Origin of the sequence: Pseudocitrobacter sp. RIT415, assembly GCF_003057695.2 — a bacterium.
Lineage (GTDB): Bacteria > Pseudomonadota > Gammaproteobacteria > Enterobacterales > Enterobacteriaceae > Pseudocitrobacter > Pseudocitrobacter faecalis.
In genome coordinates, this window is record NZ_QBJC02000021.1 from 1 (window position 1) to 13,302 (window position 13,302).

At 54.6% G+C, this 13,302-nt stretch carries 13 protein-coding genes; 3 read left to right on the forward strand and 10 right to left on the reverse strand.

Translation table 11 applies throughout. The features are described from left to right. Positions 1-274: 274 nt before the first annotated feature. From hemG to pepQ, 4 genes are read right to left on the reverse strand one after another with little or no spacing between them, the layout of a single operon-like run. Positions 275-808, reverse strand: a complete 534-nt coding sequence (gene hemG / locus DBY68_RS17935) for a menaquinone-dependent protoporphyrinogen IX dehydrogenase (RefSeq protein ID WP_108476941.1) — start codon at positions 806-808, stop codon at positions 275-277. Between the two features lie 12 nt (positions 809-820). After that, positions 821-2,272, reverse strand: a complete 1,452-nt coding sequence (trkH, locus tag DBY68_RS17940) for a Trk system potassium transporter TrkH (RefSeq protein WP_015966397.1) — start codon at positions 2,270-2,272, stop codon at positions 821-823. Positions 2,273-2,310: 38 nt separating this feature from the next. Then, complete coding sequence (locus DBY68_RS17945) at positions 2,311-2,925, reverse strand: IMPACT family protein (protein WP_108476878.1); 615 nt, start codon at positions 2,923-2,925, stop codon at positions 2,311-2,313. Next, positions 2,925-4,256 (reverse strand): Xaa-Pro dipeptidase, encoded by a 1,332-nt coding sequence (gene pepQ, locus DBY68_RS17950; RefSeq protein WP_108476879.1) that lies wholly within the window; start codon positions 4,254-4,256, stop codon positions 2,925-2,927. Before pepQ ends, DBY68_RS17945 begins: the two co-directional genes overlap by 1 nt. A gap of 190 nt (positions 4,257-4,446) precedes the next feature. Here pepQ and fadB point away from each other — a divergent pair, with 190 nt between their 5' ends. Further along, the gene (gene fadB / locus DBY68_RS17960; RefSeq protein ID WP_108476880.1) at positions 4,447-6,636 is read left to right on the forward strand and encodes a fatty acid oxidation complex subunit alpha FadB; all 2,190 of its coding nucleotides are present in this window, start codon (positions 4,447-4,449) and stop codon (positions 6,634-6,636) included. Positions 6,637-6,645: 9 nt separating this feature from the next. Then, on the forward strand, positions 6,646-7,809 hold the full coding sequence (fadA, locus tag DBY68_RS17965; RefSeq protein ID WP_108476881.1) for an acetyl-CoA C-acyltransferase FadA: 1,164 nt from the start codon (positions 6,646-6,648) through the stop codon (positions 7,807-7,809). Between the two features lie 83 nt (positions 7,810-7,892). Here fadA and fre read toward each other — a convergent pair whose 3' ends face one another. Next, entirely contained in the window at positions 7,893-8,594 is a 702-nt protein-coding gene (gene fre, locus DBY68_RS17970; RefSeq protein WP_108476882.1) for an NAD(P)H-flavin reductase, read from the reverse strand. An 85-nt stretch (positions 8,595-8,679) separates the two neighbouring features. Continuing rightward, positions 8,680-10,164, reverse strand: a complete 1,485-nt coding sequence (ubiD, locus tag DBY68_RS17975; RefSeq protein WP_108476883.1) for a 4-hydroxy-3-polyprenylbenzoate decarboxylase — start codon at positions 10,162-10,164, stop codon at positions 8,680-8,682. 175 nt (positions 10,165-10,339) lie between these two features. Here ubiD and rfaH point away from each other — a divergent pair, with 175 nt between their 5' ends. Then, positions 10,340-10,837, forward strand: coding sequence for a transcription/translation regulatory transformer protein RfaH (rfaH, locus tag DBY68_RS17980; RefSeq protein ID WP_108476884.1), 498 nt, complete (start codon positions 10,340-10,342; stop codon positions 10,835-10,837). On the opposite strand, the gene tatD is transcribed toward rfaH, so the two are convergent. The 4 genes from tatD to tatA are packed head-to-tail and all read right to left on the reverse strand — an operon-like array spanning position 10,834 to position 13,229. Next, positions 10,834-11,616: a 3'-5' ssDNA/RNA exonuclease TatD gene (gene tatD, locus DBY68_RS17985; RefSeq protein WP_108476885.1), complete on the reverse strand. Its 783-nt coding sequence runs from the start codon at positions 11,614-11,616 to the stop codon at positions 10,834-10,836. The two genes, rfaH and tatD, sit on opposite strands and share 4 nt — an antisense overlap. A 39-nt stretch (positions 11,617-11,655) precedes the next feature. Further along, positions 11,656-12,432 (reverse strand): Sec-independent protein translocase subunit TatC, encoded by a 777-nt coding sequence (gene tatC, locus DBY68_RS17990; protein ID WP_108476886.1) that lies wholly within the window; start codon positions 12,430-12,432, stop codon positions 11,656-11,658. 2 nt (positions 12,433-12,434) lie between these two features. Continuing rightward, positions 12,435-12,971: a Sec-independent protein translocase protein TatB gene (gene tatB / locus DBY68_RS17995; protein WP_108476887.1), complete on the reverse strand. Its 537-nt coding sequence runs from the start codon at positions 12,969-12,971 to the stop codon at positions 12,435-12,437. A gap of 3 nt (positions 12,972-12,974) precedes the next feature. Further along, positions 12,975-13,229: a Sec-independent protein translocase subunit TatA gene (tatA, locus tag DBY68_RS18000; RefSeq protein ID WP_015966408.1), complete on the reverse strand. Its 255-nt coding sequence runs from the start codon at positions 13,227-13,229 to the stop codon at positions 12,975-12,977. Positions 13,230-13,302 lie beyond the last annotated feature (73 nt).

The following is a 13,302-nucleotide window of genomic DNA, read 5'->3' on the forward strand; positions in this document are numbered from 1 at the left end:
AAGAATCCGTATCATTGAGTGCCCACACAGATTGTCTGATAAATTGTTAAAGAGCAGTGCAACTGCGGCGTGAAGCTCACCGTTGCGAGGTGGCGTATATTACGCTTTCCTCTTTCAGAGTCAACCCTGATTTTCAGGATTTTTCTCTTCAACCGAAGCGGCTGTTGCCGTGTCAGTGGGAGCGCATTATAGGGAGTAATTGAGATCCCGCAAGCATAAAATACAAAAAACTTTTCGTTAGCTCATTTTCCAGGCAATACGCTCCCTTCGCACGCTATTTGCGCGGAATATGTGCAATTTCGCGAGCGAAATGAGCGACCTGCTGCCAGTCCGTATAAACCACTTCTTTACGGGTATCTGTTTCACCGCCGGTCATCTTCATAATCAGGCGGATCATAAAACGGTCATACCAACGATAACGCGGGTAACGCAGCGCACCGGCGAAAACGGCGCAGGCATCTGGCTGCCACGGCGAGGCCAACAGAAACTTACGCGTGTAGTTATTGGTCTGCGGCGAGCGCTTCTCAGGTTTACGCGCTACCAGGTTCACCGAGAAGAAAGCACTCGGTAATGCCTGCATCTGCGCGGCATGCTTTTTCACAAAACGATCGACCGCAGAATGGAAGTGCCCATAGCGAATCGACGCTCCCACCACGACGCGATCATACTGTTCCCACTCAATGTCCTGAGTACGGTTCAGATTCACCAGTTCTGAATCAACGCCCAGCTCTTTAAGCTCAGAAGAGAGGTAGGCGGCAATTTCACGCGTCTGACCATCACGGGTAGAGAAGAGGATTAATGTTTTCAACGCAAGCTCCACTTATTCGCGCCAGAAAGTTGGGGTAAACAATACCAGCAACGTAAAGACTTCCAGACGACCAAACAGCATGTTCGCAATCAGGATCCACTTCGCCACCGGGTTCATACTGGCAAAGTTATCCGCCACCACCCCAAGCCCAGGCCCAAGGTTATTCAGCGTTGCCACTACCGAGGCAAACGCGGAGAAGTCATCCACGCCGGTCGCGATAATCGCCAACATACTGATAATGAACACCAGCGCATACGCAGAGAAGAATCCCCATACCGCTTCGAGAATACGTTCCGGCAGCGCACGGTTGCCAAGCTTGATGCTGTACACCGCGTTCGGATGCACCAGACGTTTCAGTTCACGGTTCCCCTGCTTGAACAGCAGCAGGATTCGAATCACCTTCAGCCCCCCGCCCGTCGACCCGGCGCAGCCGCCGATAAACGCGGAACAGAGTAACAGCACCGGCAGGAAGAGTGGCCAGCGCGCGATACTGTCCGTCGTAAAGCCCGCCGTCGTCGCCATTGACACAACCTGGAAGAAAGCCTGGTTTAGCGTCGTCAGCGCCGAGCTGTAAACGTTATGGAAAAAGAGCACCAGCGTACAGATAAAGACCAGCGTCAATTGCACGCCAATAAACATTCTGAATTCCGGATCGCGCCAGTAAACCTTCAGGCTCCGCCCACTCAGTAACGAGAAGTGCAGGCCATAGTTACACCCGGAGATCAGTAAGAAGATAGCAATAATGGTGTTGATCGTTGGGCTGTCAAAATAGCCCACGCTGGCGTCATGCGTCGAGAAGCCGCCAATCGCGATAGTCGCGAAGCTGTGACCGATGGCGTCGAACGCCGGCATACCCGCAAACCACAGCGCCAGCGCACAAGCGACGGTCAACAGCACATAGATGAGCCACAGGGTTTTTGCCGTTTCCGCAATACGCGGTCGCATCTTGTTATCCTTCAGCGGCCCCGGCATCTCAGCACGATAAAGCTGCATCCCCCCGACGCCGAGGATAGGCAGAATCGCCACGGCTAATACGATGATCCCCATACCGCCGAACCACTGCAGCATCTGTCGATAAAAGAGAATCGCATGCGGAAGTGAATCAAGGCCCACCAGTGTCGTCGCGCCGGTCGTCGTCAGCCCGGAAAAGGATTCAAAAAAAGCATCGGTTATCGTGAGGTTTGGCTGCTCAGAGAAAATAAAAGGAAGCGCACCCACGCTGCCCAGCACGGTCCAGAACAGAACCACAATCAAAAACCCCTCGCGCGATTTAAGTTCGCCCTTCTCGCGGCGGTTCGGCCACCACAGTAATGAGCCAATCACCAGCGCGACAAAAAAGGTTTGGGTAAATGCCCGCCCGGCGCCATCGCGGTAAATCAATGCCACCAGGCCGGGAAGGATCATGGTTCCCGAAAATAAGATGACCAGAAGTCCGACAATTCGGGTTATGGCACGAAAATGCATCTCTGGCGCTTCCTTTGGTATAAAAGTAAGGAGGGGGATTATTCTTCAATCGCAAACAATTGCAATGAACCACGGCTAAAATCAGCCAGTTTTGCTGTAAAAGCATCCACTTTCGCTTGTGGGAGCGCCACGCGTAGCTGTACCGATGCCTGATAATCACTGGTAACAATGACGCCAGAGAATTGCCCCAGCAGCGTTTCTATCCCCGACAACTGACCGTATTCACACAACAGAGTATATTCGGTTAATGGCGTTTTGATTTGTGTTGTGAGTTGATTTAGCGCCTGCTGGACACCACCGCCATAGGCTTTCACCAGGCCCCCCGTTCCCAACAGCACGCCGCCGTAGTAGCGAACCACCACGGCGGTAATTTCGCCAACGCCGCTTCCCATAAGCTGCGCCAGCATGGGCTTACCCGCCGTTCCCGCTGGTTCACCGTCATCTGAAAAGCCAAGCTGCTGTGAATCATCGGGCCGCCCGGCAACCCAGGCGACACAATGGTGGCGAGCATCAGGATGTTCCGCCCTCACCGATTCAACAAACGCTTTCGCCGCTTCTACCCCGTCGGTATGCGCCAGCAGGGTGATAAAACGGCTCTTTTTGATCTCTTCAGTAAACGTGACCGGCGACGCCGGTATCGGCCAACTTTCCATTACGCCAGTTTCAGATCGCGCGTCATGTTCTCAACGTTATTCTCGTGGATCACGACGTTATCTTCGATACGAATCCCACCGAACGGTTTCAGCGCGTCAATTTTCTGCCAGTTGAAGTGCTTGCTGAACTGCCCTTCGCGCCACGGCGCCAGCAGAGATTCGATGAAGTAAATTCCCGGCTCGATGGTCAGCACCATGCGCGGCTGCAACACGCGGGTGCAGCGCAGGTACGGGTATTTCGACGGCGCAGCCAGGTGCGTGCCAGTGTCATCCTGCATAAAGCCCGCGACATCATGAACCTGTAATCCCAGTGGGTGGCCAATACCGTGTGGCATAAACGGCCCGGTCAGGTCGTTTTCAACCATCGCCTCTTCGCTCATGTCGGTAAGGATCTGATGTTTACGCAATATTTTTGCGATGCGCTGATGGAACTGGATGTGGTAATCCACATAGCTGACGCCCGCTTTCATAGTGGCGATCAGCGCCAGTTGCTCGTCGTTCACGTCTTTGATCAGATGGGCGAAATCATTGTCGCTGTTTGCCGACCAGGTACGGGTGAGGTCAGCGGCATAACCGTTGTATTCCGCGCCAGCGTCCAGCAGGAAGCTACGCACTTCAGACGGCACGCGGTGATCCAGTTTGGTGTAGTGCAATACAGAAGCGTGTTCATTCAGCGCCACGATGTTGCCATACGGTACATCCGTATCGCGATGGCCGGTCGCCGTCAGGTACGCCTGGTTGATGTCGAACTCGCTCATCCCGGAACGGAAAGCTTCTTCCGCTGCGCGGTGACCGTTAACTGCCGTTTTCTGCGCTTCGCGCATACAGGCCAGTTCGTAATCTGTTTTATAAGCACGATAGTAGTGCAGATAATCAATCACCCATTTCGGGTTGATCTTGTCGGCTGCAATACCCAGGCCAATCGCGCGCTCCGGAACCGGACCGATATAGCCAATATTTCCGCGAGCCGCTGGCAGTTGGCTACCAATACCGTCCGCTTTCGGCAGTGCAATCACCTCAACTTCCTCTGTCCAGAAGGAGGTCGGCAACGGCTCAACGTTGTGCCAGTAATCCACCGGCAAGTAGAACCACAGCTTCGGTTTATTGACGCCATCCACCAGCAGCCAGCAGTTCGGTACCTGTGTTACGGGCACCCAGGCCTTAAACTGCGGGTTGACCTTGAACGGATACGCATGGTCATCGAGGAACACATTCATCAGTTCGCCCGAATGAATTAACAGCGCGTCCAGCTTGAAGCGGTCGAGCGCGTTACGCGCGCGTTCCTGCAGGGTGGCGATATGATTTTTGTAGAGTGCAGCCAGTGATTCCATTTTTAGTCCTTGTACATTTTTGCCCTCAAGTTTTCGCATCTTAGCACACCTCACCGAACCTGCGTGATCTCCACCAGTCGTGATCTCCCCAGCAAATATTTAAAGAGTAATTTGCATTTTATTAACATAAAAACCACACTCAGCCTCATCTGGTACGACCAGATTACACTGCTGGATTCAGGAGACTGACATGCTCTACAAAGGCGATACCCTGTACCTCAACTGGCTGGAAGATGGCATTGCCGAACTGGTGTTCGACGCCCCCGGCTCGGTGAATAAATTAGATACGGCGACCGTAGCCAGCCTCGGTCACGCGCTCGATGTCCTCGAAAAACAAAAAGAGCTGAAAGGGCTGCTGCTGCGCTCTGAAAAAGCGGCGTTTATCGTCGGCGCAGACATTACCGAATTCCTCTCGCTATTCCTGGTGCCGGAAGAACAGCTCAGCGAATGGCTGCATTTCGCTAACAGCGTCTTCAACCGTCTGGAAGATTTACCGGTTCCGACCATCGCCGCCGTAAATGGCTACGCGCTGGGTGGCGGGTGTGAGTGTGTACTGGCGACCGATTACCGTTTAGCGACGCCAGACCTGCGCATCGGCCTGCCGGAAACCAAACTGGGGATCATGCCTGGTTTTGGCGGTTCCGTGCGCATGCCGCGTCTGCTGGGTGCCGACAGCGCGCTGGAAATCATCGCCGCCGGGAAAGATGTTGGCGCTGAACAAGCACTGAAAATCGGCCTGGTGGATGGTGTTGTTAAACAAGAGAAACTGATCGACGGCGCGCTGGCCGTATTACGTCAGGCGATAAATGGCGATCTCGACTGGCGCGCGAAGCGTCGTCCGAAGCTGGAGCCGCTGAAGCTCAGTAAAGTGGAAGCCACCATGAGCTTCACTATTGCCAAAGGCATGGTGATGCAGACGGCGGGTAAACACTACCCGGCGCCGATTACAGCAGTGAAAACCATTGAAGCCGCTGCCCGTCTGGGGCGCGATGACGCGCTGAAGCTGGAAAACCAAAGCTTTGTCCCGCTGGCGCACACCAACGAAGCACGCGCGTTGGTTGGTATCTTCCTGAACGATCAATACGTAAAAGGTCTGGCGAAAAAACTCGCCAAAACCACCGATGCACCAAAACACGCCGCCGTTCTGGGCGCGGGTATTATGGGCGGTGGTATCGCGTATCAGTCCGCCTGGAAAGGCGTGCCGGTCATCATGAAGGATATCAACGAGAAATCGCTGACGCTTGGCATGACAGAAGCCAGCAAACTGCTGAATAAGCAACTGGAGCGCGGCAAAATTGATGGTCTGAAGCTGGCAGGCGTCATTTCCACTATTCAGCCCACGCTGGATTACGCCGGGTTCGACCGTGTAGACGTGGTCGTAGAAGCGGTTGTTGAAAATCCGAAAGTGAAAAAAACGGTGCTGGCAGAAACCGAGCAAAAAGTCCGCCCGGATGCTGTTCTGGCCTCCAACACATCGACAATTCCTATCAGCGAGCTGGCTGACGCGCTAGAGCGTCCGGAAAACTTCTGCGGCATGCACTTCTTCAATCCGGTGCACCGCATGCCACTGGTTGAGATCATTCGCGGTAAAAAGACCAGCGAGCAAACCATCGCCAAAGTGGTTTCCTGGGCCAGTCAGATGGGCAAAACGCCGATTGTGGTCAACGACTGCCCCGGCTTCTTCGTTAACCGCGTGCTGTTCCCCTACTTTGCCGGTTTCAGCCAGTTGCTTCGCGACGGTGCGGACTTCCGCAAAGTCGACAAAGTGATGGAGAAACAGTTCGGCTGGCCGATGGGCCCGGCGTATCTGCTGGACGTGGTCGGTATCGACACTGCACATCACGCACAGGCAGTGATGGCGGCAGGTTTCCCGCAGCGCATGCAGAAGGATTATCGCGATGCGATCGATGCTCTGTTTGAAGCCAATCGATTCGGGCAAAAAAATGGTCTCGGCTTCTGGCGCTACAAAGAAGACAGCAAAGGTAAACCGAAAAAAGAAGAAGACGCACAAACCGACAGCCTGCTGGCCGATGTTTCTCAGCCCAAACGCGACTTCAGCGACGAAGAGATTATCGCCCGCATGATGATCCCGATGGTCAACGAAGTGGTGCGCTGTCTGGAGGAAGGCATTATTGCCAGCCCGGCAGAAGCCGATATGGCGCTGGTCTACGGCCTGGGCTTCCCTCCATTCCACGGCGGCGCATTCCGCTGGCTGGACACGTTAGGTAGCGCAAAATATCTCGATATGGCGCAGCAGTATCAGCACCTCGGCCCGTTGTATGACGTGCCGGAAGGTCTGCGCAATAAAGCGCGTCATAACGAACCGTATTATCCCGCAGTGGAGCCCGCCCGTCCGGTTGGCACACTGAAAACGGCTTAAGGAGTCACAATGGAACAGGTTGTCATTGTCGATGCAATTCGTACCCCGATGGGCCGTTCAAAAGGCGGCGCATTCCGTCACGTGCGCGCGGAAGATCTCTCCGCACATCTGATGCGCACTCTGCTGTCACGCAACCCGGCGCTCGAAGCGGCGTCTCTTGATGATATTTACTGGGGATGCGTGCAACAAACGCTGGAGCAGGGTTTCAACATTGCGCGCAACGCCGCCCTGCTGGCGGAAGTACCGCACTCGGTGCCTGCAAACACCGTTAACCGCCTGTGTGGCTCATCAATGCAGGCGCTGCACGACGCCGCCCGTATGATCATGACCGGTGATGCGCATGCATGTCTGATTGGCGGCGTAGAGCACATGGGCCATGTACCGATGAGCCACGGCGTCGATTTTCACCCCGGCTTAAGCCGGAACGTCGCCAAAGCGGCAGGCATGATGGGCTTAACCGCCGAAATGCTGGCGCGGATGCACGGCATCAGCCGTGAGATGCAGGACGCCTTTGCCGCCCGCTCTCACGCCCGTGCCTGGGCCGCAACCCAGTCCGGCGCGTTCAAAAATGAGATCGTCCCGACCGGTGGTCACGATGCCGACGGCGTTCTGAAACAGTTTAACTACGATGAGGTGATTCGCCCGGAAACTACGGTTGAAGCACTCGCGACGCTGAAACCAGCATTCGACCCGGTAACCGGCACGGTCACCGCCGGTTCCTCTTCTGCGCTTTCCGATGGCGCTTCCGCCATGCTGGTCATGAGCGAAAGCCGCGCCCGCGAACTGGGCTTCACGCCGCGCGCGCGTATACGCTCGATGGCGGTTGTCGGCTGCGATCCGTCTATCATGGGCTATGGCCCGGTTCCGGCGTCGAAGCTGGCGCTGAAAAAAGCCGGCCTGTCAGTAAGCGACATCGACCTGTTCGAAATGAACGAAGCGTTTGCCGCGCAGATCCTGCCATGTATTAAAGATCTGGGGCTGATGGAGCAAATCGACGAGAAGATCAACCTCAACGGCGGTGCGATCGCTTTGGGCCACCCGTTAGGTTGCTCCGGCGCGCGAATCAGTACCACGTTGCTGAATCTGATGGAACGCAAAGACGCCCAGTTCGGTCTGGCGACAATGTGTATTGGATTGGGCCAGGGGATTGCGACCGTATTTGAACGCGTATAAGTGCTTGTAGGCCGGGCTCCGGCCTACGAATAAATAGGTTAGTTGCCGTTCTTCCCGCCTGTCAGGGGCGGGTTTTTTATTGCTTAAATAAACGCAAACGCATCGCCAAACAGGCGGTCTTCACGCGCCTGACGTTCGTTGCAGAACAGGTCACGAGCGATTTTCGCCATTTCGAAACGGCCTGCAATATAGATATCATGCTCCGCCAGCGTACCGTAATCCTGTAAGACCGCCGTCAGCACGGTACCGGAGCGTCCACGCCACTCATCATCAGGCTGCTCAACAACCGGAATAACATTCAGCTTCGGATGATTCACCGTTAACGCTTCCAGCTCGGCCAGATCGTACAGGTGTTTCTCTTCACGGCCGCCCCAGTAAATGGTCACATCACGGTTAGGGTTACGCTTCAGCGCAGTCAGCAGAATAGAGCGCACGTAGGAGAAGCCCGTACCGCCCGCGATTAAAATCAGCGGCCGTTCTTCATCATCGCGCAGCCAGGCTTCGCCATGAGGAATATCAACGACAATTTCGCGATCCTTCAGAATGCGATCCATTACCGCCATCGCGTATAAATTCAGCTCCGATGCGCCAATATGCAGTTCGATATAGTCCTGCTGATCCGGCGTGGAGGCCATGGAGAACGGGCGCTTATCGCGCTCATCCATCACGACCATTAAATACTGACCCGCCTGGAACGAGAATGGGGCTTCGGGTACTAAACGGACGCGATATACAGTGTCGGTGATGGCATCTACCGAGGTCACTTTACAGCTTAAAATTGTCATGCGCTCCCTCTGTCGGATCTTATAGTCATTTCAGGGTCGGAATACTGCCCCAATCGTCAGTGCCTGAACAGGCAGAACAGCCGCGTTAATCGCGTTTGCTGTCGCTAAAAATGGCCAGCTCATCCCAGATAGCGTCGATACGCGCCGTAACCGCCGGATCTTTTTTGATCGGACGCCCCCATTCACGTTGGGTTTCTCCTGGCCATTTATTGGTGGCATCCAGCCCCATTTTTGACCCCAGACCGGAAACCGGCGAGGCAAAATCCAGATAATCTATTGGCGTATTTTCGACCAGTACCGTATCCCGCGCGGGGTCCATACGGGTGGTAATCGCCCAGATAACGTCATTCCAGTCACGCGCATTCACATCGTCATCGCAGACGATAACAAACTTGGTGTACATAAACTGGCGTAAAAACGACCATACGCCCATCATCACCCGTTTCGCGTGCCCGGCGTACTGTTTTTTCATCGTAACAACCGCCAGACGATAAGAACATCCTTCAGGCGGCAGGTAAAAGTCGACAATTTCCGGGAACTGCTTTTGCAGAATCGGTACGAAAACTTCGTTTAACGCAACCCCAAGCACCGCCGGTTCATCAGGCGGACGACCTGTGTAGGTCGAGTGATAGATAGCATCATCGCGCTGGGTAATATGCGTGACGGTAAACACCGGGAAGTTATCCACTTCGTTGTAGTAACCGGTGTGGTCACCATAGGGCCCTTCCGGTGCCATCTCACCGATTTCGATGTACCCTTCAAGCACGATTTCCGCGCTGGCTGGCACTTCCAGATCGTTGGATACGCACTTCACCACTTCGGTTTTGGTACCGCGCAACAAACCCGCGAACGCGTATTCCGATAGGGTATCCGGCACCGGTGTAACCGCACCCAGAATCGTCGCAGGATCGGCGCCCAGCGCCACGGATACCGGGAATCGCTCGCCCGGATGCGCCGCACACCACTCCTGAAAATCGAGCGCGCCGCCGCGATGCGATAGCCAGCGCATAATCAGTTTATTTTTGCCGATCACCTGCTGGCGATAAATGCCCAGGTTCTGCCGCTCTTTGTGCGGGCCGCGTGTAACCGTCAGCCCCCAGGTGATTAACGGTGCCGCATCTTCTGGCCAGCAGGTCATCACCGGGATGCGCGATAAATCAACGTCATCGCCGGAGATAATTTTTTGCTGACAGGGGGCGCCACGCAGACGCTTAGTTGGCATGTTAAGCACTTGCTTGAAATGAGGGAGCTTATCAAAGAGATCGCGGAACCCTTTCGGTGGTTCAGGCTCCTTCAGGAAGGCTAGCAGTTTCCCCACTTCGCGCAGTGCGCTGACATCTTCCTGCCCCATTCCCATCGCCACGCGCCTTGGCGTACCAAACAGATTACACAGCACCGGCATGTCGTAACCCGTTGGGTTCTCAAACAGCAATGCCGGGCCGCCAGCACGCAGGGTGCGATCGGCAATTTCGGTGATTTCCAGATGGGGGTCAACAGGTAACGTAATACGTTTCAGTTCGCCCTGTTGCTCCAGCAATGTCAGAAAGTCGCGTAGATCGTGGTATTTCATGGGGAAATTAATGGCCTCCTGGTAAGCGCCTCATTATACGGCGAATGAGGCTGTGATGCTGTATTTTTGTTAAAATCACGTGAACCAATACGCTCGACTTATCGCTGTTAGTTATCATCGCGATCGCATCACACTTTTGTTATGCTTGCACGCTACATTGTGGAAAAGAGTCATTATGCAAGCCTGGTATTTACTGTACTGCAAACGCGGTCAACTTCAGCGCGCTCAGGAACATCTTGAACGGCAGGCGGTGAGTTGCCTGACGCCAATGATCACCCTGGAGAAAATCGTACGCGGTAAGCGCACTTCAGTCAGTGAACCGCTTTTCCCCAACTACCTGTTTGTTGAATTTGATCCGGAAGTAATTCATACCACTACCATTAACGCGACCCGCGGCGTCAGCCATTTTGTGCGTTTTGGCATGCATCCGGCGACGGTTCCTTCCAGCGTTATTCATCAGCTTTCGGTGTATAAGCCGGAAGGCGTTACCGACCCCAGTACCCCGTTCCCCGGTGACCGCGTGGTGATCACCGAGGGCGCGTTCGAAGGTCTGCAGGCGATTTTCTCTGAGCCCGACGGCGAAGCCCGCTCGATGTTGCTGCTCAATCTGCTCAACAAGCAGGTCATGCAAAGCGTGAAGAACACCGATTTTCGCAAAACCGACAGCAACTAAAACGCAATATTAAACAGTGCTTTAACGTTATTGTCTGTGACGTGTTCCAGCCACTGCGCCTCTTCGCCGCGCCAGTGGGCAATTTGCGTCAGGATGTGCGCCATGAAGGCGGGCTCGTTACGTCGTGATTTCGGTTTTGGCGACAGGTCGCGCGGCAGAAGGTAAGGCGCGTCAGTTTCAATCATCAGCCTGTCTGCAGGAATAAACGGCAGCAGCTCACGCAGTTCCAGCCCGCGACGCTCATCGCAAACCCAACCGGTAATGCCGATATACAGGCCGCGATCGATGCAGGCCTGCATCTCTTCGCGCGTGCCGGTGAAGCAGTGCAATACTCCGCCCGGCAGCTTATCCAGCCACGGGTCGAGCAACGCCAGAAAACGCGCATGGGCATCGCGACAGTGCATAAAGACCGGCATCGACAGTTCCGCTGCCAGGGCGAGTTGCGCGCTGAACGCTGCTTCCTGCTCCGCTGGAGTAGAGAAATTACGGTTGAAATCCAGCCCGCATTCGCCAATCGCCACCACTTCCGGCTGCTGCGCCAGTTTACGGATGCTCGCTTCCACTTCCGCGTTCCAGCTGCTGCTATCGTGCGGATGTACACCCGCGGTGGACCAGCAACCGGCAAAGCGCTGTGCGAGCCGCTGGGCTTCTTCGCTCTCATGTCGATTAGTGCCAGTAAGCAACATCCCGCTAACACCTGCGGCCTTGGCGCGGGCAATCACATCGTCACTATCGTGGGAAAACTGCGAGCTGGTAAGGTTTACGCCAATATCAAACATCTCGGCTCCATACGAAAACCGCCCTGACGGGCGGTGATACTATTCTTCGTTTTTATCGGCTTCAGCTTCAGCTTCCGCGTCTTCGTCACGCGTCGCTCGCTTGCCGGTATAGAAGCGGGCGAAGAACACGCCAACCTCAAACAAACAGTACATCGGTATCGCCAGCAGCGTTTGTGAGAAGACATCCGGCGGGGTCAGCAGCATACCAATAACGAACGCGCCAACCAGTACGTAAGGCCGTTTTTTGCGCAGATCTTCCGGGGTGGTCACACCGACCCAGCAGAGCAGCACAATCGCCACCGGCACTTCGAAGGAAACCCCAAAAGCGATGAACAGCGACATCACAAAATCGAGGTAACTCTTAATGTCGGTCGAGACCAGCACGCCCGCAGGCGCGGCATGTGTCAGGAAGCCAAACGCCAGAGGGAACACCACGAAATAGGCGAAGGCCATACCGGTGTAAAACAGTACCGTACTGGAAACCAGCAGCGGCACCACCAAACGGCGTTCATGCTTATACAGCGCTGGCGCAACAAAGGCCCACACCTGATAAAGAATCACCGGTGCCGACAGGATAATCGACACCATGAAGGTCAGCTTGATGGGGGTAAAGAACGGTGAGGCGACATCGGTCGCAATCATCGTCGCCCCAACGGGCATCTGCCGGATCAGCGGCGCAGAGACCAGTTGATAGATATCGTTGGCGAAATAGACTAACGCCAGAAAAATGATGAACACCGCCATGATACTGTTAAGCAGACGCTTACGCAGTTCAATCAGATGCGACACCAGCGGTTGAGTATCTTCTACGCCCATGTTTACGATTTATCACTTGATGCAGGGGATGAATCAGGAACGGAAGCGGTTTTTTTCTCTTTTTCAGAGTCGCCGACCGCCGCCGCTTCTGGCGTGTGGGTTTCAGCGGGGGATGGAACCTGCTCGTCGGTGCTGGCCTGATGTTCGGCCGTCGACGGGGTAACCCCGGCGCGCTGCTCCTCGCTGTCCTTCACTATCGGGTTATGGATAGTGTTAGCTTCATCACTCGCCTTTTCAGGATCGTGGATGGAGTAAGAGCGCTTCATGGATTCCGCCGCTTCACGCAGTTCGTCCATTGACGCCTTCAGCTCTGGCGAAAGGGTATCCAGGCTCGCTTTCTCCACTTTTTTCAGGCTGTCCTGAAATTCCTGGAGTTTAAGCTCCTGGGTCAGCTCGTTTTGCACGGTTGTCGCCAGCGAGCGCAACGCGCGAATCCAGCCAACAACCGTTTTAACCGCGACCGGCAGACGTTTTGGCCCTAATACGACAAGGCCAATCACGAATACCAGCAGCAGTTCACTGAAACCAATATCAAACACGAATTACACCTGCTCGTTGTCGTGGCGTTTCGCTTCGTCTTTCTTCGCGTCTTCCTGCTTGTCAGTAATTGATTTTGCAGTGAAATCCGCATCCTGAGTCGATTTATCTTTCTTGTCGTCTTCATCACCCATGGCTTTCTTAAAGCCCTTGATGGACGCGCCCAAATCAGATCCCAGTGAGCTCAGCTTTTTAGTCCCGAAAAGCAGAACCACGATAACGACGATAATCAGCAACTGCCAAATACTAATACCACCCATACATCTTCCTCTGTGATAGATGATGAAATAACCATTGACGCATTATACGTTATGCGCCCTTGTGATAGCGATG

Excerpts from the sequence above, each read along its gene's own strand:
- trkH (WP_015966397.1), bottom strand. The coding sequence starts at position 2,272 with ATGCATTTTCGTGCCATAACCCGAATTGTCGGACTTCTGGTCATCTTA.
- DBY68_RS17945 (WP_108476878.1), bottom strand. The coding sequence starts at position 2,925 with ATGGAAAGTTGGCCGATACCGGCGTCGCCGGTCACGTTTACTGAAGAG.
- pepQ (WP_108476879.1), bottom strand. The coding sequence starts at position 4,256 with ATGGAATCACTGGCTGCACTCTACAAAAATCATATCGCCACCCTGCAG.
- fadB (WP_108476880.1), top strand. The coding sequence starts at position 4,447 with ATGCTCTACAAAGGCGATACCCTGTACCTCAACTGGCTGGAAGATGGC.
- fadA (WP_108476881.1), top strand. The coding sequence starts at position 6,646 with ATGGAACAGGTTGTCATTGTCGATGCAATTCGTACCCCGATGGGCCGT.
- fre (WP_108476882.1), bottom strand. The coding sequence starts at position 8,594 with ATGACAATTTTAAGCTGTAAAGTGACCTCGGTAGATGCCATCACCGAC.
- ubiD (WP_108476883.1), bottom strand. The coding sequence starts at position 10,164 with ATGAAATACCACGATCTACGCGACTTTCTGACATTGCTGGAGCAACAG.
- rfaH (WP_108476884.1), top strand. The coding sequence starts at position 10,340 with ATGCAAGCCTGGTATTTACTGTACTGCAAACGCGGTCAACTTCAGCGC.
- tatD (WP_108476885.1), bottom strand. The coding sequence starts at position 11,616 with ATGTTTGATATTGGCGTAAACCTTACCAGCTCGCAGTTTTCCCACGAT.
- tatC (WP_108476886.1), bottom strand. The coding sequence starts at position 12,432 with ATGGGCGTAGAAGATACTCAACCGCTGGTGTCGCATCTGATTGAACTG.
- tatA (WP_015966408.1), bottom strand. The coding sequence starts at position 13,229 with ATGGGTGGTATTAGTATTTGGCAGTTGCTGATTATCGTCGTTATCGTG.